General features: G+C 61.9%; 17 protein-coding genes, 1 tRNA gene and 1 pseudogene. 12 read left to right on the plus strand and 7 right to left on the minus strand.

The window, feature by feature from the left end; all coding sequences use genetic code 11:
• Positions 1-11: 11 nt before the first annotated feature.
• The 3 genes from DOM36_RS16715 to DOM36_RS16725 all read right to left on the minus strand — a co-directional run bounded on the left by DOM36_RS16715 (position 12) and on the right by DOM36_RS16725 (position 4,820).
• The gene (locus tag DOM36_RS16715; protein ID WP_110643766.1) at positions 12-1,274 is read right to left on the minus strand and encodes a restriction endonuclease subunit S; all 1,263 of its coding nucleotides are present in this window, start codon (positions 1,272-1,274) and stop codon (positions 12-14) included.
• Positions 1,271-4,021 carry a DEAD/DEAH box helicase family protein gene (locus tag DOM36_RS16720; protein ID WP_110643767.1) on the minus strand — a complete coding sequence of 917 codons (2,751 nt, stop codon included), beginning with the start codon at positions 4,019-4,021 and terminating at the stop codon, positions 1,271-1,273. The genes DOM36_RS16715 and DOM36_RS16720 overlap by 4 nt, the downstream gene beginning before the upstream one ends.
• A gap of 541 nt (positions 4,022-4,562) precedes the next feature.
• The gene (locus DOM36_RS16725; RefSeq protein WP_232823893.1) at positions 4,563-4,820 is read right to left on the minus strand and encodes a hypothetical protein; all 258 of its coding nucleotides are present in this window, start codon (positions 4,818-4,820) and stop codon (positions 4,563-4,565) included.
• A gap of 37 nt (positions 4,821-4,857) precedes the next feature.
• Between DOM36_RS16725 and DOM36_RS16730 the strand changes: the two are divergent.
• Positions 4,858-5,151 (plus strand): annotated as a pseudogene (locus DOM36_RS16730) (tyrosine-type recombinase/integrase); the annotation flags it as partial.
• 13 nt (positions 5,152-5,164) lie between these two features.
• Here DOM36_RS16730 and DOM36_RS16735 read toward each other — a convergent pair.
• Positions 5,165-5,241, minus strand: a tRNA-Ile gene (locus DOM36_RS16735).
• Positions 5,242-5,325: 84 nt separating this feature from the next.
• Here DOM36_RS16735 and DOM36_RS16740 point away from each other — a divergent pair.
• The 4 genes from DOM36_RS16740 (at position 5,326) to DOM36_RS16755 (ending at position 10,035) form a co-directional block, all read left to right on the plus strand.
• The gene (locus tag DOM36_RS16740) at positions 5,326-5,934 is read left to right on the plus strand and encodes a hypothetical protein (protein WP_232823894.1); all 609 of its coding nucleotides are present in this window, start codon (positions 5,326-5,328) and stop codon (positions 5,932-5,934) included.
• A 3-nt stretch (positions 5,935-5,937) separates the two neighbouring features.
• The gene (locus DOM36_RS16745) at positions 5,938-6,681 is read left to right on the plus strand and encodes a 4'-phosphopantetheinyl transferase superfamily protein (RefSeq protein ID WP_075571591.1); all 744 of its coding nucleotides are present in this window, start codon (positions 5,938-5,940) and stop codon (positions 6,679-6,681) included.
• Positions 6,682-6,749: 68 nt separating this feature from the next.
• Positions 6,750-7,646 (plus strand): lipid A hydroxylase LpxO, encoded by an 897-nt coding sequence (gene lpxO, locus DOM36_RS16750; RefSeq protein WP_075571598.1) that lies wholly within the window; start codon positions 6,750-6,752, stop codon positions 7,644-7,646.
• Between the two features lie 241 nt (positions 7,647-7,887).
• Entirely contained in the window at positions 7,888-10,035 is a 2,148-nt protein-coding gene (locus DOM36_RS16755; protein ID WP_075571590.1) for a TonB-dependent siderophore receptor, read from the plus strand.
• 27 nt (positions 10,036-10,062) lie between these two features.
• Here the strand turns inward: DOM36_RS16755 and DOM36_RS16760 are convergent, their stop codons facing one another.
• Positions 10,063-10,260: a hypothetical protein gene (locus DOM36_RS16760; RefSeq protein ID WP_110643769.1), complete on the minus strand. Its 198-nt coding sequence runs from the start codon at positions 10,258-10,260 to the stop codon at positions 10,063-10,065.
• Between DOM36_RS16760 and DOM36_RS16765 the strand changes: the two genes are divergently transcribed.
• The 4 genes from DOM36_RS16765 (at position 10,259) to DOM36_RS16780 (ending at position 16,345) form a co-directional block, all read left to right on the plus strand.
• A complete protein-coding gene (locus DOM36_RS16765; protein ID WP_232823895.1) occupies positions 10,259-11,830 on the plus strand; it encodes an aspartate aminotransferase family protein in 1,572 nt (523 codons plus the stop codon). The genes DOM36_RS16760 and DOM36_RS16765 overlap by 2 nt on opposite strands.
• Entirely contained in the window at positions 11,824-13,146 is a 1,323-nt protein-coding gene (locus DOM36_RS16770) for a lysine N(6)-hydroxylase/L-ornithine N(5)-oxygenase family protein (RefSeq protein WP_110643770.1), read from the plus strand. The genes DOM36_RS16765 and DOM36_RS16770 overlap by 7 nt, the downstream gene beginning before the upstream one ends.
• Positions 13,147-13,186: 40 nt before the next feature.
• Entirely contained in the window at positions 13,187-15,691 is a 2,505-nt protein-coding gene (locus tag DOM36_RS16775) for a GNAT family N-acetyltransferase (protein WP_110643771.1), read from the plus strand.
• Positions 15,692-15,847: 156 nt separating this feature from the next.
• Positions 15,848-16,345, plus strand: coding sequence for an RNA polymerase sigma factor (locus DOM36_RS16780; protein WP_232823896.1), 498 nt, complete (start codon positions 15,848-15,850; stop codon positions 16,343-16,345).
• Positions 16,346-16,351: 6 nt separating this feature from the next.
• Here DOM36_RS16780 and DOM36_RS16785 read toward each other — a convergent pair whose 3' ends face one another.
• Positions 16,352-16,804, minus strand: coding sequence for a GNAT family N-acetyltransferase (locus tag DOM36_RS16785; protein ID WP_110643773.1), 453 nt, complete (start codon positions 16,802-16,804; stop codon positions 16,352-16,354).
• A complete protein-coding gene (locus DOM36_RS16790; RefSeq protein ID WP_198651314.1) occupies positions 16,801-18,024 on the minus strand; it encodes a hypothetical protein in 1,224 nt (407 codons plus the stop codon). Before DOM36_RS16790 ends, DOM36_RS16785 begins: the two co-directional genes overlap by 4 nt.
• A 149-nt stretch (positions 18,025-18,173) precedes the next feature.
• On the opposite strand from DOM36_RS16790, the gene DOM36_RS16795 reads away from it, so the two are divergent.
• The 3 genes from DOM36_RS16795 to DOM36_RS16810 all read left to right on the plus strand — a co-directional run bounded on the left by DOM36_RS16795 (position 18,174) and on the right by DOM36_RS16810 (position 23,259).
• Complete coding sequence (locus DOM36_RS16795; protein WP_110643774.1) at positions 18,174-18,941, plus strand: ATP-binding cassette domain-containing protein; 768 nt, start codon at positions 18,174-18,176, stop codon at positions 18,939-18,941.
• A 320-nt stretch (positions 18,942-19,261) separates the two neighbouring features.
• Complete coding sequence (locus tag DOM36_RS16805; protein WP_075571583.1) at positions 19,262-21,061, plus strand: MFS transporter; 1,800 nt, start codon at positions 19,262-19,264, stop codon at positions 21,059-21,061.
• Complete coding sequence (locus DOM36_RS16810; protein WP_232823897.1) at positions 21,058-23,259, plus strand: RecQ family ATP-dependent DNA helicase; 2,202 nt, start codon at positions 21,058-21,060, stop codon at positions 23,257-23,259. The genes DOM36_RS16805 and DOM36_RS16810 overlap by 4 nt, the downstream gene beginning before the upstream one ends.
• The last annotated feature ends 32 nt before the right edge of the window (positions 23,260-23,291 follow it).

Below are 23,291 nucleotides of genomic sequence, written 5' to 3' on the forward strand. Positions count from 1 at the left end.
CCCGGGGCGATTCATTCGTCAAGTGCCTTTCCTGTCAGATGCTTGATGGTTGATCCGGTGTAATGTTGATCCAGAAGCCCAGCGAGTGTCGCAAACCTCAAGAAATGATAGGCAAACCAAGCACTGTAGGACTGTGTGAAGCGCACGCGATGCAGGGCCTTCTGAATAAAAACACTGTCGTCATCCCCTTGCCAAACCGCACAGCGACCCGGTTCCCCGCCTTCACAGATCACCAAGTCCCCCGCTCTGATCCCATAACGCGGGATTTCGTGATCCTCGATGGGCATTATCTTTTCCCTATCTACGTCGAATACTCCCCACCTCAAATTGATGTTTCCCAAGTACGGCCTTGAAGTTCCTCGGTTCTTTTGCCGATCAAGCATCTTCCCTAGGACGGCTTCGAAAGCGATGCCTCCCAACGGGGCGGTGATCCAAGCGGACGGGGTTGTGAGGCGATCATGGGGCTTTGACTCGAGGTCCTTTGGCCGCTTCGGCTTCGCGGGTTTCTTGCCCTTTTCGCCATTGGCGCGCCACTCACCGAGGGCCTTTTGCCAGGCGTCCAGGGCGGCTTTGTGGCGGGTATCGCGTTCGCGCTGGAGGCGAGCGAGGAGGATTTCTGGGGCTTCCAAGCTTGAAGCGTTTTGCGCGCGCCAGTCGGCGGTAAGGCGGCCCTCAAAGGCGGATTTCAGCAGGGACTGGCGGTAGAAGCTGAGGGTGGCGCGCGCCGTTTGAAGGCTCTCGACCCCCTTGTCGATCTCGTCGAACATCGTCTCGATCTTCCCGACGATGCGGCGTTGTTCATTGGTGGGGGCGATTGGCAACTCGAATGATGCAAGGCGCGGCATCTCGATGCTGTGAACCGTCGTGCCGCCCTTGCGACATTTGTCGAGAATGCGTTGCTCGAAAGCTCGCATTCCCCAAGCGATATATTCAGAACTTATGCCATCTGGAAGGGCGAGCGCTTTGAGGTCCTGATTGAGCGTACTCTCTGCGGCGGTGACCGCAATTGGCAAAGTGTGAGCCAAGATTCCAGATCGAGTGACGATCAGGACCGATCCGGCGGGCACAAGTTTCGCTGCAGAGTCCTCAACGGCTTCCTTTGTGATGCCGTCAATCGTTTCCCGAATGATCTTGCTTTTCATGTCCTTGGGCGAAACCCATAGAATGGGACCGTTCCAAAAACGAGGGTTTGCTTTCGAGGGTGTGCCACCCCCGATCCATGTTCCGAAATCGGAGAACTTCGCGCTCGCCCACGTGGAAGGTAGATCAGTCATGCCGAGAGAGCCTTATTCATCTCGAACATGACCTTGTCCATACCATCGCCGAAGAGCGCATACATCTGCCCCATGCTGCCCTTGCCGTCAAATGGGGCCATGTCCAAATCGTCTCGTTCAATAGTAAAAGATGTCGCGAGATGGTCGCGGATCATACGCAGCCAGTCCATCTGTTCTTCAGTGAATTTCGTGCCGGCGCCGGAATGTCGGTTCAGCACCCAGTTCTGGAAGTTGCGCCGCACGCGCTCAGAATGGCAGGTCAGCTTTTCATCCAGTCCGGTCACTCGACGTATCAGCGCCACTAGCGCGGTGAGGTCGCTGGCCGGATTCCCGCCTTTGTAGTCGTCAAGATGGGAATAGGCGCGCCAGACGATGAGCGGAGCGAGGCGCGGGCGATCCTCGGTCAGTTTCTTCAGCACGTCCTTGATCATGGCGTAGGTGACTTCGGACCGACGGGCGGGGGTGTTGAAGTAGATCGAAAGTGCCTCGATCTCGTCGCGGTTCTCGGTAAGGTATTCCTCGAATTCCCCCGCGATCTGCTTGGCGTTCTCGGCCGCGTCGCCCGCCCATTCGGCGCGCAGCAGTGTGTCAAGGTTGTCATGGTCGATGGTCTGCTCGTTGTCCCGCCGGATCCTGTCCATCAGATTGATGAGCGGGCCGGTGAAGACGTTGGCGGCTTGCTTGATGCGTTCCTCGCGCGCGGCCTGCATGGCGGCATCGTCCGGCTCGGGGTGGCCCGCAGCCTTGGCGTCGGCCTCCACCTGATCGGGGTCTATCGCATCGAAGAGGTCGCGCACGATAGCCGTGAGGGGTTTGCCGGCCTCGGTCGCGATCTTCTCTTGGTCCTCGGCCCCGAGCTTGTTGTCAAGCCGTGCGAGGCGAGCGGCGAGAGAACTAACGCTCTCCTCGGACCGGTCGCCCATCATCAACCCCATGGCGAGATCTTTAAATGGGATCGATGGCTTGGTGTCGAGCGGCTGGCTGGCCGTCTTGAGCGATTTAGTCACGCCGACCGCGTCGACAATGACATAATGGGTCTTGGCCTCGGCAGAGGGGGAGACCTTTTTCAGGTCATCGTGTTTCAGAACACGGGTGCCACGGCCCTTCATCTGCTCGAAGTAGGTCTTCGACTTCACATCGCGCATGAAGATCAGGCATTCGAGTGGTTTGACGTCGGTGCCGGTGGCAATCATGTCCACGGTCACGGCGATGCGCGGGTAGTAATCGTTACGGAAAGCCGACAGCGAGGATTTCGGATTCTTCGCGCCGTTGGTGATCTTGCGGCAAAAATCATTGCCTTCGCCGAACTCTTGTCGGACGGTTTGGATGATGTCGTCGGCGTGGCTATCGGTTTTGGCGAAGATCAGCGTTTTCGGCAGCTCTTTCCGGCCGGGGAATATCTCGGGCCACTTGTCACAGAAGGCGCGTATCACCGTGCGAATCTGGTCGGGGTTCACGACGGAGCGGTCGAGCTGGGTCGCGGCATAGGCTTGTTCCTCGTCCTGTGTCTCCCAGCGGCGGGCGCGGGTTTCACGCTCACGTTTCTCGACGAGTTGCTCGGCCTTCAGCGTCTCACCTCCCCGGCTGATTTCGGTCTCGATCAGGTAGATTTCATTGCCGACGTTGACCTTGTCGGCGACGGCCTTCTCGTGGGTGTACTCGCTGACGACGTTCTTTTGGAAGAACCCATAGGTGCGATTGTCGGGCGTGGCGGTCAGGCCGACCAAGTAGGCATCGAAATATTCGATGACCTGGCGCCAGAGATTGTAGATAGAGCGGTGGCATTCATCGATGACCACCACATCGAAGTATTCCGGCGGCAGCTTGGCGTTGTAGACGACTGGCAGGGGCTCCTTGCGGCGCCATTTCTGCTCGGCCGGGTTTTCGTCTTCTGCGCCTTCGTTCAGCTCTTCGCCCTTGAGCGTGGCGTACATGCGCTGGATCGTTGAAATAACGACCTGACTGTCATTCGCGATGGAGGGCGAGGTCAGCCGCTGGACGTTGTAGAGTTCGGTGAACTTGCGGTTGTCGTCGTTCGGGATGAAGGCCATGAACTCCTGTTCGGCCTGCTCGCCGAGGTTCTTTGTGTCGACGAGGAACAGGATACGGCGCGCGCCTGCGTGTTTGAGCAAGCGGTATACTTGTGTGATCGCGGTGAAGGTTTTGCCCGACCCGGTCGCCATCTGGACGAGGGCGCGTGGCTTGTCCGCCTTGAGTGAGGCTTCGAGGTTCGTAATCGCCTTGATCTGGCAGTCGCGCAGGCCGTCCGGGTTGAGACCCTGCAGGGCTGCGATGCCTGTGCGCAGGCTCTTTAGAGCCTGTGCCCAGGATTTTAGGGTTTCTGGCCGGTGAAAGGTGAAGACCTCGCGCGAGCGCGGATTCGGATCGCGGGCGTTGGTGAAGCGGGTGACTTGGTCTGTGCTCTCGTACACGAACGGGAGCGGTTCGGCGTTGGTGACCCATTTCAACTTGGCGTTGGCATAACCCGCGGATTGTTCCTCGACGGAGGTCAGGCGGCCCCCCCATTTGTCAGGCTTGGCCTCAACCACACCGACCGCTTGCCTGTCGGCGAAGAGGACGTAGTCGGCGGGCCCGATATCTGTCTGGTATTCGCGAACGGCTACGCCAAGGCCGACATTGAAGTCGAGTGCATCCTTGTCCTGAACATGCCAACCCGACGCCCGTAGGCGCTCATCGATACGACCCCGGGCGACCTGCTCTGGTGTTTGGTTGGCGTCATATGACACGTGGTAAGGCCTTAAATTTTTTTCAAATTTTTGATGATGGCTACCGGCAACTAGAAATGCAATTTTCGAGCGACGTCATTTAGCTGCGAAACCATTTTAAAGAACGCTTCGCCTCAAATGCTGCCTGAACCGTCCTTCACCGCCGCTTTTCGGGCCGGTGTGGCGCATCGTCCTCAATTATCAGCGGCCGCCCGTCTTTCCAGACCACATAGTAGTGGCCCAGGCGGCATTTTCATTCGAGCATCTCTTTAGCATCTGGTGATAGCTGGGCCATGGCTAGTGTCCACACATCTAGAATCATGATGTCTAGGACTGTTAAAACAACTGGGTACCTAGCGGCGTGTCCAGTGGCGTTCTTCATACCTTCCCCGCCTGCCTGGCAATAGGTGACCAAGCTCAGGTCACGAGCCAAAAAGGATGCCTAAGCCCTATGCCGCCCCGGCAGGAGCGGCTTAGGCTTTACTGCGTGGTCTAGCTCGCTGCCCATTTTAGCAAGGGCTGACGAGCAATTCGCAAACCGAATAAGTTTCGCCCCTTCTTATCAAGGCGCTGCGACGACCGCCATGCGACGCAACATTTCTTCGTAGAACGCCTCGACGCGCTCGATAAGGATCTGAATCATCGCCTCGTCCCGGTAGGCTCGCTTGATGAACAGTGGCATGCCAAGCCAGTAGCTGACGAAGTCGATCCACTCGCGTTCGCTAACCCATAAGCCGCCCTGGCACTGCGCGACGTGCTCCTGAGGAAGCTCATCGGCCAGCAGCAGCTCGATCTGATACTGGGCAGATTGGTGAACCACTCCTGGCTCACAAAATCGTCACGAGAGTGGCAAACGCAGTAACTACGCTTTCACCAAAGCAATGAACCGAACGGGAATTGAGCTGCCCAATGGCCAACGTGCGCACGTCTTGCGTCATACCTTCGCCAGCCACTTCATTATGAATGGTGGCGACTTACTGACGCTGCAGAAGATCCTCGGACACCAGACGATTCAGATGACCATGCGCTACGCCCATCTCTCCCCCGGCCACTTGGCCGCCAGTCTGAAATTCGGGCCGAAAATGCCCGGTCGATACTTGGTCGAGACCGACGAGAAATGGAACCCTGAAACGGGTCGAAAATTGACGTAAGCTACTGATTTTATGGTGGGCCCAGTAGGACTTGAACCTACGACCAAGGGATTATGAGTCCCCTGCTCTAACCAACTGAGCTATAGGCCCTGAAACGCGGGAGCCGTATGATAACCAAAGCGGTCGGCACAGGCTAGCCGCTGTTGAACGGTATGCATGTCCAGGGAGGACAGGATGTCATCGAAAACGATTATTCGCCGCGTCATGGGCATCGGCTTGGCCGCCGGATTGACGGCGTTCTGCGGGCTGGCGCAGGCAGCGTGGCAGCTCGACCCCAATCAGTCCCGGGTGACGGCCACGGTGACCGAAATCACCAGCGGTGGCGAGTCGATCACTCACGAGCACGCCCTGCGCCGCATGGAGGGCCAGATCAGCGCGGACGGCACGCTGAAGCTGCCCATTCGGCTCAACCAGACGGACGTGCTCGATCGTCTGGGCGATCTGCCGCCGTGGATGTCGTCATTGACCAATACCACGCTGGTCACTGTCGTCACGCAACTGCCGCCGGAGCGGATCAATTCGTTGAAAGTCGGCCAGTCGACGGTGGAAATACTGACACTACGTACCGATTCCAACGGCGAGCAGCGCCAGGAAAAGCTACCGGTGCGCTTCACCCGCGAGTCGGACGACGCGGTGCGCGTGCGCAATGCCGAGCCGGTCTCGCTGGATGGCAAGGAATTGATGAAGAATCAGAACGTGCGTTCGATTCTGTCGCTGATGGGTTATCAGCAGATCGGCGACGAAGTGCCGGTGGAGCTGAATGCCGTGCTGGTCGATCGCTGAGCGATGTCTGAAGTCAGACCACCGACCGAAACATTGCCATTCGGCTGCCACTCGCAGAGAAGCGAGTGGCCCTGGCAACTCGTGTTACCCGAGGCACGCTTTAGCGCACTGCGCTTTGAGACAGAAGCCTTGTGTGAAGCGGATCTCGACGGCTGGGATCTCCCGCTGCCGGAGCGCCTGAGAACGGCGGCGGCCAAGCGTCGGGCCGAGTTTTTGGCTGGTCGGTTAAGCGCCCGGCACGCACTCGCCGAACTGACGGGCTCGTCATCGACGCCAGCGCAGGATGCCGAACGGCTCCCTGAGTGGCCGGCGGGCACCCTCGGCTCGATCACCCATAGCCGGGGATTGGCAGCAGCGGTCGTCGCCAGTCGGCCGAACTTTCAGAGCGTCGGGCTGGATGCCGAGGTCGTGATGAGCGCTGAGCGGGCACGACGGCTGGCGCCTCAGATTCTGGTGGCGTCGGAACAGGTCTGGTTCGATCGGCTGCCCGCCGAGCGTCAGGGCGATTTCCTCACCTTGGTGTTCTCGCTCAAGGAGAGCCTGTTCAAGGCGCTCTATCCGCTGGTGCGTGAGCGTTTCTATTTTCCCCATGCGCGCTTGATCCTTTGGGATGCCGAAACCTGCGCGGTGTCGATCGAGCTGCTCAAGACCTTATCGCCGCAGTGGCCGGCGGGCACCGTTCTCCGCGGGCAAGTCACGAAAATCGATGACTATCTGTTGACGCTGATCGCGATCTCGGGAAAATAGTAAGCTGCCAAACTAATTTCGCAGCACGATGCTTATCCGTGCTCGGCCTGCCCGCGGAAGTCTACTCTATGATCAAATGGATTTTGATACTGCTTTTCGTCGCCAGCGTGCTCTATACGCACTATCGCGGCCGCGTGCGTCACAAACCGCTGCGCCAGCTCTCCGACCACTCCACGTTCATGTCGCCGATCAATGCATTGATGACGCTTTTCGGCCGTGACAAGGACCAGCCCTACCACGATCTGGCGAATTATCCGGAACTCGAGAGACTGACCGGCAACTGGGAGACGATCCGCGACGAAGCGATGGCGCTACAGGATCACATCAAGGCGTCCTCACGCTACGACGATGCCGGTTTCAATTCGTTCTTCCGCCGCGGCTGGAAGCGCTTCTATCTGAAGTGGTACGGCGAGAGCCACGCCTCGGCCGAGCAGCTATGCCCGCAGACCACGCAGCTGTTGGCGGGCATTCCCAACGTCAAGGCGGCGATGTTCGCCGAATTGCCGGCGGGCAGCCACCTGACGCTGCATCGCGATCCCTACGCCGGCTCGCTTCGTTACCACCTGGGGTTGATCACGCCCAACGACGACCGCTGCTACATCGACGTCGACGGCGAAAAATACAGTTGGCGCGACGGCGAGGCCGTGATGTTCGACGAGACCTACCTGCACCGCGCGGAAAACGGTTCGGAGCAGAATCGCATCATCCTGTTCTGCGACATCGAACGGCCGATGAAATACGGCTGGGCGCGAAGCCTCAACCATTTCTTTGGCCGGACGGTCATGGCGGCGGCCAGCTCGCCCAATGACGACAGCGACCGTACCGGTGGACTGAATCGGGCGTTCAAGTATATCTACGCCGTACGCCGTCAGGGCAAGGCCCTCAAGAAGCGCAACAAGTCGCTCTACTACGCCATCAAGTGGGCACTATTCGCCATCGTGATCATTGCGATCATCGCCTGGTAGACGAATCCGGCGGACCGTTCAGGGTCCGCCGCCTTCCGTTTCCTTCTTTTTCTTTTTCCTTTCCTTTTTCCTTCCCCCTCCGCTCAAGAAACGCACCGCCGTCCTCGACCATCGTGTAGCGTCCCGATCCGGTTATTGAAAATAATTGTCATTGCGGTTCAGAAACCGGACTCCCCTACGTCTTCTTATTGGCAACATCCATGGATAAGAACGATTTTCATTCAAGGGGAGTCTGTCGTTCATGCATCATGTTCTACGTTATCCGGCAAGTGCACTGGCCTGCGCCTGCCTGTCGTTTCCGGTCTGGGCCCAGCAGACGAACGACAACATTGTCGCCACCACGGCGTCGGCTGAAACCGCCAACCTGGATACCGTCACGGTGACCGGGCAGTCTGCCGCCACCAAGACCGAAACCCCCATCGTCGAAACGCCGCAGACCGTTTCCAATGTCGACCGCGAGGAGATGGACGAACGCGGCGTGCGCACGGTGCGCGAAGCGGCGCAGTACACGCCGGGTGTCTACACCAACCAGGTCGGCGCCTCCAACCGTTACGACTATCTGGTCATGCGTGGCTTCTCCGACGGCAGCCTGAGCAACACCTATCTCGACGGGCTCAAGGTGATGGGGGACGCCAATGGCTACAGCTCGATGGTGATCGATCCATGGTTCCTGGATAACGTCGAGATCGTCAAGGGGCCGGCGTCGGTGCTCTACGGGCGCTCGTCTCCCGGTGGGCTGGTGGCATTGACCAGCAAGAAGCCGCTGTTCGAGGACCGCAACGAGCTCCGTTTCAGCACCGGCACCAACAGCCAGCGCAGCGCAGCATTCGACTTCTCCGGACCGCTGGACGACGAGCGGCGCGTCGCCTATCGGCTGGTCGGCATCGGCAGCAAGGCGGACACCCAGTTCGGCCCGATCGAGGAGGAGCGCTACGCCATCGCGCCGTCGATCACCTGGGACGCCACCGACGACACTTCCGTTACCTTCATGGCGTACCTGCAGAAAGATCCCGAGGGTGGCTATCACTCCGGCGTGCCCTATGAGGGAGCCGTCAGCAGCCATAACGGCCGCCACATCGGCAATGATTTCTTCGACGGCGAAGACGACTACGACAAATTCGAACGCACCCAGCGCATGTTCGGCTACGACCTCGAGCATCGCTTCAGCGATGACGTCACCGCCCGCCAGAAGCTGCGTTATCTGAACTCGGATGTCGAGCTGAACCAGGTCTACGGCTACGGCTGGGTCTCGCCGGATTCCAACGAACTGAACCGCTACTACTCTGGCGGCCGCGAATCCCTCGACGCCTGGACGCTGGATAACCAGGTGGAAGCGAAGCTCCAGAGCGGCTTCATCGATCACACCGTGCTGGTTGGCGTGGACTACCAGAAGCGCAAGAATGATGTGGTCTGGACCGCCGGTAGCTTCCCCAGCCTCGATGCCTTCAACCCCAGCTATGGCGCCGATCCGATCGGAGAGATTGGGGTCACCAACGACGAGCGCCATGAGCTGACCCAGACCGGCATCTACCTGCAGGACCAGATGGCGATCGATCGCTGGCGTCTGACCCTCGGCGGCCGCTACGACTGGGTCGATATCAAGAACACCGACCATCGGAACGATAGCGAAAGCACTCTCGATGACACCCAGTTCAGCGGTCGTGTCGGCGCGCTCTACCTGTTCGACAATGGCCTCGCGCCCTACCTGAGCTATAACACCGCCTTCACGCCGACCAGCTTCGTCGACGGTAACGGCGATCTGCTGGAACCGATGGAAGGCGAACAGTGGGAGACCGGGTTCAAGTATCAGCCGCCGGGAAGCCGGGATCTCTATACGTTGTCGCTGTTCCGGATCAACCAGGAAAACGTCGCGACCAAGGAGCAGCCTACCGACGATTACCGCTCCGTCGGCGAGATCCAGTCCCAGGGGGTCGAGTTGCAGGCGCGCACCTACCTGACCGACAACTTCCGCCTGCAGGCCGGTTACAGCTACACCGACATCACCTACGAAAAAAGCGACGTGCCCGGCGAGCAGGGTAACCACGCAATCTATGCACCGCGCCACCAGGCCAGTCTCTGGGGTCATTATGTCTTCAAGAACGGAGCCTTCGACAACGGCGCTCTCGACGGGCTGGATGTCGGCGTCGGCGTGCGGTACTACGGCGATATCTACGCCGACCGCGCCAACACCGAGAAGGTACCCGACTACACCCTGGTGGATGCCGCCGTAGGCTATGACCTGAGCCAGGTCGGGCTGCAGGGCGTCAGCGCCCGGGTCAACGTGGGTAACCTGCTCGACAAGGAGTATGTCGCCTCATGCAACTCGCTCGAATACTGCTACTTCGGCGCGGAGCGTAACGTCACCGCCACCGTTGCCTACGAGTTCTAGCGTGTAGCCGTTCTAGCACGACTCGTTCTAGAACGTCCCACGCTGATCGATCGCCGGCTGCAGGAAGCGGCCGGCTCTCATCGACACCGCATCACTCATCGTTTCGCTCTCTATCGACATGCGCGCTCCCAGCGTCGCATTGGCTGCGCCTTTGTCTGCAAAAAGGTCCGTCACAAACCAACGGACTGCCAAAGGCATCAGGAAGGCAATCAGGAGAAACGTCATGCCACATGACATGGAATTCGCCACGCCCATTCCTTTGCACCGGCTTCGTCCGCCCTGCTCCCCGGAGACATCGATGTTGTTCGGCGAGGCGAGTCTCGACGCCTATCGAGAAGGCATGCAGCGTTGCATGGAGCGGGTGCGCCGCACGCTGACCCGAGCGCAGGGCCCCTGCAGCGGTGTCGAACCCCACGAGTTGCAGCCCGCCTTCGAGGCGATCGATCTCGACCGGCCGCTGAACGATCTCGATGCCAGCCTGGAGGAGGTACAGCGGCTCTATCTCGACCACGCCGTCCATTTCCATCACCCGCGCTATGTCGCACACCTCAACTGCCCGATCACGCTGCCGTCGATCCTCGCCGAGGCAATCGCCACGCCACTCAACACGGCGGTGGAAACCTGGGACCAGAGCGCCGGCGCCACCCTGATCGAGCAGAAGCTGATCGACTGGACCGCGGCACGCATCGGGCTCGGCGACGAGGCCGACGGCGTGTTCACCAGTGGCGGCACTCAGTCCAACCTGATGGCTTTGAGCATCGCTCGAGACAGCGCCTGCGAAGCGATGCCCGGACACGCCGGCAACCGCCATCACGGTCTTCCCGAAAACTACCGCAAGCTGCGCATCCTCACCTCCGAGGTCAGCCACTTCAGTGTCCAGAAAGCCGCCGCGCTGTTGGGGCTGGGCTACGACGCCGTGATCAGCGTGCCAAGTGACGCCGACAAGCGCATGGATATCGACGCGCTTCAGGCGACGCTGGAAGATTGCGACGAGGCGGGGCTGATCCCGCTGGCGATCGTCGCCACCGCGGGCACCACCGATTTCGGCAGCATCGATCCGATTCCCGCCATTGCCGAACGCTGCCGGCAGCGCGGGATCTGGCTGCATATCGATGCGGCCTACGGCGGCGGGCTGCTGCTCTCCTCGCGCCATCGTCACTGGCTCGCCGGCATCGAGCAGGCGGACTCGGTCAGCATCGACTACCACAAGACCTTCTTCCAGCCGGTGAGCTGCAGCGCCTGCCTGGTCCGCGATCGCCGCCAGCTGCGCCATGTCACCTATCACGCCGACTATCTCAACCCCCGCGATCAGGCAGAGGAAGGCACGCCGGACCTGGTCAACAAGAGCCTGCAGACGACCCGGCGCTTCGATGCGTTGAAGCTGTGGATGACGCTACGCACCCTTGGTGCCGAACGCCTGGGCGACTGTCTCGACGAAGTGATCGAACTGGCGCGCCAGACCTATCGCGCGCTTCGAGCGCGTGACGATTTCGAGGTGCTGATGCCGCCAGCGTTGAGCACGCTGGTCTTTCGTTACCGTCCGGGCGGCATGGACGACGAAAGCGATCTCGAAGCGCTCAATCAGCGCATTCGCCAGACGCTGTCGCGACGCGGCGAGGCGGTCATCGCCGGTACCCGGGTCGACGGCCGCTTCCATCTCAAGTTCACGCTGCTCAACCCCATGACTCGCCTCGAGGATCTGATGCCCCTGATTTCGGAGATCGCCCGGGTCGGCGAATCACTCGCCCCGTCGACTTCTCATCCGTCCAACGTCTGGAGCCAGTCATCATGCTGAGCCGCATCTACGACTTCCTCGCCGTCGGCCTGGGGCCGTTCAATCTGGGTCTCGCCTGCCTGACCGATCCCGTCGACGATCTCGACGGTCTGTTTCTGGAGCGTCGCTCGAGCTTCGACTGGCACCCCGGCCTGCTGCTCGAGGACGCCACCCTGCAGACGCCCTTCATGGCCGACCTGGTCACGCTGGCCGACCCTACCAGCCGATTCAGTTTTCTCAACTACCTGAAATCCCAGGGTCGGCTCTACAACTTCTACATCCGCGAGAACTTCTTCCTGCTACGTAACGAGTACAACCGGTACTGCCAGTGGGTCACCACGCAGCTCGAATCACTGCGCTTCAATCACGATGTCCAGAGCATCACCTACGACGACGCCGAGCAGTGCTATCGCATCCGCTGCCGGGATACCCGAAAGAACGAAAACCGCATATACCGCGCCCGCCGGCTGGTGCTGGGTACTGGCAGCGAGCCGATGATTCCGGCGTGCTGCCAATCGGTAGCCGAGCGCGTGGTGCACTCTTCACGTTATCTCGACCACAAGGCGGCGCTGCAGACGAAGTCGGCGATCACGATCGTCGGCAGCGGCCAAAGCGCCGCCGAGATCTATCTCGACCTGCTCGAGGAGATCGATACCCACGGCTATACCCTGAGCTGGGTCACCCGCTCGCCGCGCTTCTTCCCGCTGGAGTACGGCAAGCTGACCCTCGAGATGACCTCGCCGGACTACATCGACTATTTCCACGCCCTGCCCGAGGCGACCCGGGATGAGCTGATGCGCCAGCAGAAGGGGCTCTACAAGGGCATCAATCTCGAGCTCATCAACACGATCTACGACCGCCTCTACACCAAGAGTCTGCAGGGCAAGGTGGATACCCACCTGCTGACCTGCGCCCAGCTGGAGAGCTGCCACTTCGATACCGCCCACCGACGCTTCGACCTGACCTTCAACCAGACCGAGCAGGATCGGCGCTTCGAACACCAGACGGAGGGCGTGATCCTGGCCACCGGCTACGCGGCGCAGACACCGGCCTTCCTCGCTCCGATCGAGGACCGGATCCGCCGCGACGGCGCCGGACGCTATGCGGTCGGCCGTTACTACGGCATCGGCACCGACGACGACATTTTCGTCCAGAACGCCGAGTTGCACACCCACGGCCTGGTGGCACCGGATCTCGGCATGGCGTGCTATCGCAATGCCTGCATCATCCGCGAACTGGCCGGACGCGAGGTCTACCCGGTCGAACGCGGCTTCACCTTCCAGGACTTCGGCGCCCCCGACGAGCGCGTGTTCCAGCCCCGGCGCGCCACGGCATGACCGATACCTCGTTCCCCGATTTCCGCCAGGAGACAACGCCATGACTCTATCGAAAAATCGACTGCCCGCCGCCGAGACAACCAAGTCGCCGCTCAGCAGCCTTTATTCTCGGGAGCTGCGCTTTCGCCGTGAGTGGCCAGCCATCGGCACGCTCGCCCTTCGCCCATTCGATCTCGATCGCGACATCGACACCGTCTTCGACTGGGTCAGCCGCGATAGCGCCCGTTTCTGGGGCATGAGCAACGACACGTGCGATCAGGTCACCGCGTTCTACCGCGACATGGCGCAGAGCGACAGCGCCCAGGCGTTCCTCGGCCTCCACGACGGCCAGCCGGCGTTTCTGGTCGAATGCTACGACCCCCGCCACGATCCGGTCGGAGAGCAGTATCCGGTCCAGTCCGGCGACCGTGGCATGCATTTTCTGGTCGCTCCGCTGGATGGGACCTCACGATCGCCGATTCACGGCTTCAGTCAGGCCGTGATCGATACCATCGTGGCTTTCCTGTTCAGCGACCCGGCGACACGGCGCATCGTCGTCGAACCGGATGTGAACAATGAAAAAATTCACCCGCTCAACCGCCGCGCGGGTTTCGCCTACCAGGGTCAGATCCAGCTGGGGGAGAAAACGGCGCATCTGGCGTTCTGCACCCGCGAGCGCTTCGAAGCGCTAGACACCTCGCGGCGCCCCGTCACCGCACTGCGCGAGGCGGTCGCCCATCTCCGCCCCGACCGCTGGCGGCGCGCCAATCGCGACCTGCTGGGCAAGGCGATCAGCGAGTTCGCCCATGAACGTTTGCTGAACCCGTTAGCGTCATCCGCACCCGAGAGCGATGGCTGGGCCGATTACCGGCTCACCACCGATAGCGACAGCATCGTCTATCATTTCCGCGCGCGCCGGATGGCGCTGGATCACTGGTGGATCGACAAGGACACGCTTGCCAAGACCCGTGACGGCGATCCACAAGCGCTAGACGTGGCAAAATTCCTGTTGGAATGTCGGGCGCGGCTGAACATCGATCCCGACAATCTGCCCACCTACCTGGAAGAGATCGCCAGCACCCTGGCCGGCATGGCCTACAAGCTTGGCCGAGATGTGCCCGCGGCCGGTGCCCTTGCCACGGCCGATTTCCAGACCGTGGAGACGGCGATGAGCGAAGGCCACCCCTGCTTCGTCGCCAATAGCGGCCGGATCGGTTTCGACGTGGAGGATTATCACCGCTACGCGCCGGAAGCCGGCGCCGCGATTCGCCCCGTCTGGCTGGCCGCCGCACGCCACTGCACGGCATACAGCGCCATCGACGGGCTCGACTTCGAATCGCTCATCGAAGACGAGCTGGATGCCTCGGTTCGAGAGCGTTTCATGGCCCGGCTTCACGAGCTCGGCCTCGATCCCGATGACTACTTCCTGATGCCGGTTCATCCGTGGCAATGGCGCCACAAGCTCGCCATCACCTTCGCCGGCGAAGTGGCCGAGAACCGCCTGGTACTGCTCGGCGAAGCGGACGACGACTACCGCGCCCAGCAGTCGATCCGAACCTGGTTCAACGTCTCGCAACCCCGGCGCCGCTACGTCAAGTTCGCGCTGTCGATCCTCAACATGGGCTTCATGCGGGGGCTGTCGCCGCACTACATGAAGGGAACGCCGGCGATCAATGCGTGGGTCGAGAACCTGGTCGCAAGCGACGCCGAACTACAGGCCCAGGAGTTCAGCGTGCTGCGTGAAGTCGCCACGCTGGGCTACCACCACGCCGGTTTCGAGGCTGCCACCGACAAACAGCATCCGTATCAGAAAATGCTGGCCTGCCTGTGGCGCGAAAGCCCTTACACCCGCATCGGCCCCAACCGACGGCTGATGACCATGGCCGCGCTGCTGCATCGGGATGCCAATGGCGATGCGCTGCTGCCCGCCCTGATCGACGCCTCCGGCATCGGCGCCCGCGCCTGGATCGAACGCTATCTGGCGGCCTACATGACGCCGCTGCTGCACTGCTTCTTCGCCCACGATCTGGTATTCATGCCCCACGGCGAAAACCTGATTCTGCAATTCGAGAACCATGTGCCGACCGGCGCGATCCTCAAGGATATCGGCGAGGAAACCGGCATCTTCGATAACGGCCAGTCATTGCCGGAAGCGGCCCGGCGCATTGCGGTCGAGGTGCCGGAGCATCTGAAGGTCCTGTCGATCTTTACCGATCTGTTCGACTGCTTTTTCCGCTTCCTGGCCGAGATTCTGGTGGCTTCGAACCAGCTCGATGAGAACGATTTCTGGCAGCTGGTGGCGACGTGTGTCATCGATTACCAGCAACGACACCCCGAATTCAACGACAGGTTCGAACGCTTCGATCTGTTCGCCCCGGAATTCACGCTGTCGTGCCTCAACCGGCTACAGCTGCGCGACAATCGCCAGATGATCGATCTGGCCGACCCGTCGAAGAACCTGCAGTTCGCCGGCACGCTGGTCAATCCCATCGCCGCCTATCGCCCGACCTCTGAACGGCGACACGCGGCCGAGGAGAAGCGCCACGCATCGACCGTATCGACATGAGGTAACCGACGCCCATTCCGATCCATCGCCGGGCGCGTCGAAGTGCCCGGCCTACAACTAGTTGCCAATACGACTTATTGCTAATGATTCTCATTTTTGCCATGATCGCGGCACTTTTGTCGTTCTGCCCCCAGGGCCGCCATCATGCGCGCAGCAATGTTCGAATCTCTCTATCGTCAGCACCATCATGAACTCGAGGGCTTTCTCAGCCGCCAGCTCGATTCCCGGGATCAGGCCGCCGATCTTTGCCATGAGGTCTATCTCCGCCTGCTCAATACCGCGCCGGATCGCGCGCTCGATAATCCTCGCGCCTACCTTTTCCGCATCGCTCGCAACCTGTTGATCGATCACCGGCGACGCCAGACGCCGGATCTGATCGCCATCGAGGTGCTGGAGCCGGTGCTGATCTGCCCGCATGCCTGCCCGGAGAGCGACGCCTGCCAGCAGCAGTGCGTTCATCAGCTCACGCGAACGCTGGGCAACCTGCCGGACCGGCTGCGCCGGGCGTTGATCTGGCACCGACTGGAAGGCATGACCCAGCGCGAAATCGGTGAACGTCTTGGCGTTTCCGAACGCATGGCCGGGCGCTATATCGCCCAGGCCGTGACCCGATGTCAGGCTGAGCTCGACGGGCTGGATATCGCTGTGACCTGACCTCCGCTAGCGGTTCGGTTGGGGGTACCATGCCATGCCGATGGCGTGGGGCGAGGTCGGCTTGAAACCGAACTGGGCGTACAGCCGATGTGCTTCGCCATCCGCCAGCAGGCTGACGAAGGCGTTTTCCGGTGCCTCGCGCAGAATATAGGCCCGAATCTCGCTCATGATCCGCTTGCCCAGACCGCGCCCCTGATGCGCCGGCTGCACGGCGATATCCACCACCTGATAGAAGCAGCCGCCGTCGCCGACGATCCGTCCCATGCCGACGGTTTCGGACTTTCCTTCAAGCTGGTGAACGATCTGCACGGCAAACAGGCTATTGGGTAAACCCAGCGCAGCGCCGGCAGCGCTGCGTGCATTCATGCCGGCCTCGCGGCGGAGCCGCATATAGGTCTCGGCGTCGGGCGGCTCGAAGATCAACCGATAAGCGTTGTCATCATGACTGGCGTTTTTCATAACGTGGGATCCGTTCGGAAGTCATTTCGCGATCGAGCGATCAGCGTGCCATCACGCCGCGGCCGCTGCCTTTTCGTCAACCAGCGGGGCGTTCTCGAGCTCGCCTTCAACACCGGTACCAACAGCCAAAGCAGTGGCGCCAGCAACCAGCGATAAACGAACCGTGCCACGATCAACAGCGGCAACAGCACCACGACCCAGATCAGGAACTGCCCCAGCCACACCGGCCAGCCCAGCCACCGCGCGGCGTTGGCCCCCAGCGCGCTGACCAGGCTGGGATGACGTGCCACCACGTAGGCCGTGCCGGTGATCGCCGCGACCTTGGCCGCTCTCGACAGGTTGACGAAACGCCCGCCGCCGGCCAGCACGCCGCGCCCGGCAGCCCGCGCGCCCTGCCCCTCGACAGCGGCGCCGGCTCGCACCGCGCGGCCGGCCCGCAGCACCTTGACCGCACTGGTCATCACCAGCAGGTCGATGCCGGCCCAGCCGATATCGGCGACCCCGATGGCCTCGCCCTGGCGCCACTGACTTTCCAGATCGCGCAAGCCACTGGTGAAGAAGTCGCCGATATCGCTCACCACCCGTTCGCCCTGTAGCCAGCTCACGTCATTATCCGGCGTGACCACGAATTGCTGCAGAAAGGCGTGACCTTTGGCTTCCAGAATCGCGATGGCGATCTGGCCGCGGCGTGCCGGCGTCAACGCCGCCGACATCGAGTTCCCGTCGTTCGCCGTGGTCGTCGCGCTCTTTGCTGAATCCGCCGAGGCCCGTGGGCCGCCCTCCTCGTCGTCACTCCACCAGTGATCCAGTTGCTCGCTCGCCGCCCGGTAGCGCGTACCCAGCCAGTGCCGGGCCCGCAGCGTGACGATATCGTGATCGCGGTAATAGATCACCGGCAGTACGGCATCGGCACCGAAACGCACCAGCACACGCTGAAATGCGGGATCGAGCCCGTAATCGCGCAGCGCCTCACGGGCCAGATCGCCGTGATTGCGAATCGCCAGCCAGGCAGCGGCCCAGAGCGCCGGCTCGTCGGCATAGCCCAGAAAGACGGCGTTGATCTCCGGCGACTCCTCGGCCAACGCATCCGCCAGCGACGGCAGCGCGCGCTGGGTTTCCAGTCGAAGCATGCGTGGCTCGAAGGGTTCGTGCGAGGCGACGGCGGTCAGCACGCCTCCCGCGACGAGTGCCAGAAGCACAATCGACAACCAGATCTTCATGGGATCTTGCTCCTCGGGCACTCGTGGATTCGATTCGCCGATAGCTGCCAGCGATAAACAACGACAAGTGTCTTTGATAAGCGTTCGTATTTGAATTAGGATTGCCTTCCATCCTGTGACCCATCATTCGCTGCGAGGTTGCCCCTGCCATGTTCGAAGTCCAATCGGCGAGCTTCGAGATTGCGGGCAAGACGCTGCTCTCTCCCATCGATTTCACCTTCGGTGAAGGCCAGATCTACGGGCTGATCGGACACAATGGTTCCGGCAAGTCGACCCTGCTCAAGCTGCTCGCGCAGCAACAGCCGGTTAGCCACGGTAACATCCAGCTCGATGGTCGCCCGCTGACGCAGTGGAAGCCACGGGAGTTCGCTCGTCACGTCGCCTATCTTCCGCAGCATCTTCCCAGCGCCGAAAACCTCACCTGCCGCGAGCTGATCGGCTTTGGCCGCTATCCCTGGCACGGCCTGCTGGGGCGCCTCACCCGTCACGATTACCAGCAGATCGAACGCGCCATCGCCCTGACTCATACCGAAGCCTTCGCCGACCGCCTGGTCGATACGCTTTCCGGCGGCGAGCGCCAACGCGTGTGGCTCGCCATGCTGCTGGCCCAGGGCAGTCGCTATCTACTGCTCGACGAGCCGCTGGCCGCGCTCGATATCGCCCATCAGGTCGAAGTACTCGCGCTGGTCCGCAAGCTCTGTCGCGAACTGGGGTTGGGCGTGGTCATCGTACTGCATGACGTCAACATGGCGGCACGCTACTGCGATCACCTGGTCGCGCTGCACAGCGGCAAGCTGCTCGCCGAAGGCGCGCCGGCCAGCATGATGAATGACGTCAATCTGGAAGCCATCTACGGCATCCCCATGCGGGTGATGACACACCCCGCCGACGCCTGCCCCATCGCGGTGCTGCAGTAACCGCAACGCCGACACCTATCCCTGATCGACATATGGCTTGCCGGTAAGCGATAGCACTGGACGCTCGCTATCACAGACAGGATGCTAACCTTTAGGGAACCACTGCATAAATGCCTGCACGAGCGAATCGCTACGTTGCGCGGTACTGGTACGCCAGCTCGGTCGAGACTCGCCTAACCCCATGTTATGTCTCGTCTTCTGCGTGCCGTGCGCCTTACGCTTCATCTCGTTCGCCTATTTATTCAGCGCTTCCTTAGCGTAAGGCCTTGTCCGCTCGCCCGGTCGTGCCTTTCGATTCGCCTCCTGCCTGCGAGCTTGTCATGCTGCAACCCGTTTCCCGCCAGAGTGACCTGACCCTCGAGTCCGAACAGACTCCGCCACGCCCGGCGGATGTCAGCACTTTCGCTCCATTGGGGGTACCCGCGTTCCGGATGATCTGGATCGCCAACCTGTTTGCCAATCTCGGCGTGTGGGCACAGTCGGTGGCGGCGGCATGGGTGGTGACATCGAACGACGGCGGCGCGGTGGCGGTGGCGATGATTCAGGTCGCGGCGGCGCTGCCGCTGGTGTTGATGTCGATCGTCACCGGCGTGATCGCGGATAATTACGATCGCCGCAAGGTGATGCTGTTCGGGCTGGGTATCGAAGTGCTGGGCGGCGTGTTCATTACCCTGATCGCCTTCCTGAATCTGCTTTCACCGACCTTGCTGATCGTCTCGATCCTCTGCGTCTCGATCGGCGGCGCCATCACCACGCCGGCCTGGCAGGCGGCGGTCAACGAGCAGGTGCCGCGCAACCTGGTCTCGAGCGCCGTGCTGCTCAACAGCGTCAATTACAATGCCGCCCGCGCCATCGGTCCGGCCATCGGCGGGTTGCTGCTGGCTGCGGTGGGGCCGGCATGGATCTTTCTGCTCAACGTGTTCTGTTTCTGCGGCCTGATCGCCGCCCTGTGGCGTTGGAAACGCGCAGTACTGCCCAAGTCGCTGCCACCCGAGCGTATCTGGGAAGGCGTCAAGGCGGCGCTGCATTTCGTGCAGTACTCCAGCGTTACCCGCCTGGTGATGATGCGCTCGTTCATTTTCGGCATTTCCGCCAGCGCGCTGTGGGCATTGCTGCCACTACTGGCACATCAGCACCCCAGCGGCAGCGCCTCGCTCTACGGCTACATGCTCGGCGGCCTGGGGATCGGCGCGATCGCCGGCAGCACACTGGTCAACCGGGCCCGCCAGCGGGTCGGCAGCAGTCGCCTGATCAGCTTCGCCGCCATGACGCTGGGCCTGGTGATGCTGGCACTCGGCGGCCTCGACACCCTATGGGTACTATTTCCCGCACTCGTCGTCGGCGGCAGCTGCTGGATCGCGGCCGTGGCCTCGTACAATTCATCGGTACAGATACTGGTGCCGGACTGGGTCAAGGCTCGCGCCCTGGCGCTGTATCAGACCGCGCTCTATGGCGGCCTCACGCTGGGCTCGCTGCTGTGGGGGCAGATGGCCGAGGGCCTGGGCGTGCAGACGGCGCTGATGCTGGCGGGCGCGCTGCTGATCGTCTCGGCGTTGTTGTTGCTCCCTTCAAAGCTCCCGGAGCTGGATGCCAGCGATCTGGTCGAGGCGCCCGAGGCGCACACCAGCAGGCCCGATTTCGACTTCAATCCGGCGCGGGGCTCGGTGATGGTGACGGTCGAATATCGCATCGATAGCGAACACCTGCGCGAGTTCGCCCGCGCCGTGCGCCCGCTGCGAAAGCTGCGGCTGCGCAATGGCGCCAAACGCTGGTCGCTCTACCGCGATACCGTCGATCGCGACCTGTGGCAGGAGGTCTTCCTCGTGCCCAACTGGCTGCAGCATCTGCGCATGCTGGACCGGCTGACCCTGGCCGATCGTGCCATCATCGATCGGGTCACCGCCCTCCACAGCGGGCCGGAGGCGCCGCACCTGCGTTATGGCGTCAGCTATCGCTCGTCGCGCCACGCCCTGCCGGCGTTGACGCCGAACCAGACCGCCCCCCTCGACGATCCGGCGACCGATGCCACCTCACCCGGCACCTATCCCCCCGACACCACCGCGTCCTGGCCCAGCAAGACACATGATTCAGGGCGAAACATGACGCAGGACAGAACATGACCCAGAACATCATGAACAGCGCCCGGAATACCCTGCTCGAGGTGTTCGGCTTCCCGGCCTTTCGCGGTAGCCAGGAGGCCGTGATCGAACGCGTCATCGGCGGGTGCTCGACGGCGGCGATCTTCGCCACCGGCGCCGGCAAGTCGCTCTGCTATCAACTGCCGGCGCTGCATTTGCCCCATCTCACGCTGGTGGTCTCGCCGCTGCTGGCGCTGATGCAGGACCAGCTGGCATTCCTCCAGCGCCACGGCGTGGCGGCCGCGAGCCTCGACTCGACCCAGGATCGCGATACCGCCCGCGCGATCATGGATCGCGCCCGCAGTGGCGAGCTGAAGATCCTGATGGTCTCGGTGGAGCGACTGAAGAACGAGCGCTTTCGTCATTTCCTGCGCCAGATCGCGATTTCGCTGCTGGTGATCGACGAAGCGCACTGCATTTCCGAATGGGGACACAATTTCCGCCCGGACTATCTCAAGCTGCCGAACTACCAGCGCGAATTCGACATTCCCCAGGCGCTGCTGCTGACCGCTACCGCGACACCTGCGGTGATCGACGACATGCGCGCCAAGTTCGACATCGCCTTGGATGACGTCATCGTCACCGGCTTCTATCGCAGCAACCTGGAACTGCTGGTCCATCCGGTGGAAACCGAGAGCCGCCTGCCGGCGCTGGTCGAATGGCTATCGCCACGACAGGCGCCGATGTCGGAACCGGAATCGCAAGCGCCGACCATCATCTACGTCACCCTCCAGCAGACCGCCGAATCGGTTGCCGCGGCGATGGCGAAGCAGGGTTTCTCGGTGCGCGCCTATCATGCCGGGCTCGACAGCGAGACGCGGGATCGGATTCAGCAGGAATTCATGCGCGGCGAGATTCCCTGCATCGTTGCCACCATCGCCTTCGGCATGGGCATCGACAAGGGCGATATCCGCAACGTCATTCATTACGACCTGCCCAAGTCGATCGAGAACTACAGCCAGGAGATCGGTCGCGCCGGACGCGACGGCAATCCATCGCGCTGCCTGATGCTGGCCGGTCGCGATGGCCTGCGGGTGCTGGAAAATTTCGTCTACGGCGACACGCCGGAGCGCGAGGGCATTCGCCACGTGCTGAGCGAAATTGCCGATGCCGGCCGCCAGGCGGAGCGCCAGTGGCCAGTGCTGCTCAACACGCTTTCCCGCGATAGCAACGTTCGCCTGCTGCCGTTGAAGACACTGCTGGTCCGTCTCGAAATGCACGGGGTGATCGCGCCCCGCTTTGCCTATCTGGCGGAGTACCGGCTGCGCTATCTCGAAGCGCCCAGTGACCTGATGGCGCGCTTCCAGGGCGAACGCGCCGACTTCGTTCGCCTGCTGGTCGATAACATCGCCATGGCAAAAACCTGGGGCACGGTGGATTTCGAGCGTCTCTACCGCGCCGGCGTCGAGGCGCAGATCGATGCCTCGCGCTCGCGGGTGATCGCCGCGCTCGAGTACTTTCAGGACAAGGGCTGGGTGGTGCTGGAGGGCAAGCGCATGACCGATGTCTACGAAGTGCGCCAATCGGAGATCGACGTCGACGCCCTGACCGACCGTCTGCTCGCCGAGTGCCACGCCAGAGAACGCTCGGAGATCGAACGGCTGCAAGCCATGCTGACGCTGTTCGAATCGGACATCTGTCTGGCCCGCCGCCTCGGCGATTACTTCGGTGACGATTCATTCCAGGGCGACAATCCCATCGCTCACGACGACGCCGGCCAATCGGTTCAGGCCTCCCGAGGCTGCGGCCAGCCCGTTCAGACTGCCCGAAGCCCCAGTCAGGCCGCCCGAGGCTGCGGCCAGCCTGTTCAAGCCGCCCGAAACTGCGGCCAGCCTGTTCAAGCCGCCCGAGACTGCGGCCAGCCCGTTCAAGCCGCCCGAGACTGCGGCCATTGTTCGGTCTGCCAGGGTCACGTCGCTCGCTTGCCCGCAGCGCCGGCACTCCCGGAATTGACCCGAGACGATTTCGAACGCCACGCCAGGCCATGGATCCAGCGCCACCAGGAACAGCTCGGAACGGTGCCGGGCGCGCAGCGCATCGCCCACTTTCTGTGCGGGCTCGCCATGCCGATCTTCACGCCGCTCAAGGCGCGCCAGCTGGCGGGTTTCGGCGTCTACGACCAGCGCCCTTACCCCGACGTTCGCGCCTGGGTCGAGCGCCAGATGGTCGTTGCGGGATGAAACGCCACTGACAGGCTGGGCGTGGAACCCCC

Origin of the sequence: Salinicola sp. CPA57 (assembly GCF_003206035.1) — a bacterium.
Lineage (GTDB): Bacteria > Pseudomonadota > Gammaproteobacteria > Pseudomonadales > Halomonadaceae > Salinicola > Salinicola socius.

Coding starts and splice junctions, on each gene's coding strand:
- DOM36_RS16715 (WP_110643766.1), bottom strand. CDS start 1,274: ATGACTGATCTACCTTCCACGTGGGCGAGCGCGAAGTTCTCCGATTTC.
- DOM36_RS16740 (WP_232823894.1), top strand. CDS start 5,326: ATGTCATCGAAAACGATTATTCGCCGCGTCATGGGCATCGGCTTGGCC.
- DOM36_RS16745 (WP_075571591.1), top strand. CDS start 5,938: ATGTCTGAAGTCAGACCACCGACCGAAACATTGCCATTCGGCTGCCAC.
- lpxO (WP_075571598.1), top strand. CDS start 6,750: ATGATCAAATGGATTTTGATACTGCTTTTCGTCGCCAGCGTGCTCTAT.
- DOM36_RS16755 (WP_075571590.1), top strand. CDS start 7,888: ATGCATCATGTTCTACGTTATCCGGCAAGTGCACTGGCCTGCGCCTGC.
- DOM36_RS16765 (WP_232823895.1), top strand. CDS start 10,259: ATGCCACATGACATGGAATTCGCCACGCCCATTCCTTTGCACCGGCTT.
- DOM36_RS16760 (WP_110643769.1), bottom strand. CDS start 10,260: ATGACGTTTCTCCTGATTGCCTTCCTGATGCCTTTGGCAGTCCGTTGG.
- DOM36_RS16770 (WP_110643770.1), top strand. CDS start 11,824: ATGCTGAGCCGCATCTACGACTTCCTCGCCGTCGGCCTGGGGCCGTTC.
- DOM36_RS16775 (WP_110643771.1), top strand. CDS start 13,187: ATGACTCTATCGAAAAATCGACTGCCCGCCGCCGAGACAACCAAGTCG.
- DOM36_RS16780 (WP_232823896.1), top strand. CDS start 15,848: ATGTTCGAATCTCTCTATCGTCAGCACCATCATGAACTCGAGGGCTTT.
- DOM36_RS16785 (WP_110643773.1), bottom strand. CDS start 16,804: ATGAAAAACGCCAGTCATGATGACAACGCTTATCGGTTGATCTTCGAG.
- DOM36_RS16790 (WP_198651314.1), bottom strand. CDS start 18,024: ATGAAGATCTGGTTGTCGATTGTGCTTCTGGCACTCGTCGCGGGAGGC.
- DOM36_RS16795 (WP_110643774.1), top strand. CDS start 18,174: ATGTTCGAAGTCCAATCGGCGAGCTTCGAGATTGCGGGCAAGACGCTG.
- DOM36_RS16805 (WP_075571583.1), top strand. CDS start 19,262: ATGCTGCAACCCGTTTCCCGCCAGAGTGACCTGACCCTCGAGTCCGAA.
- DOM36_RS16810 (WP_232823897.1), top strand. CDS start 21,058: ATGACCCAGAACATCATGAACAGCGCCCGGAATACCCTGCTCGAGGTG.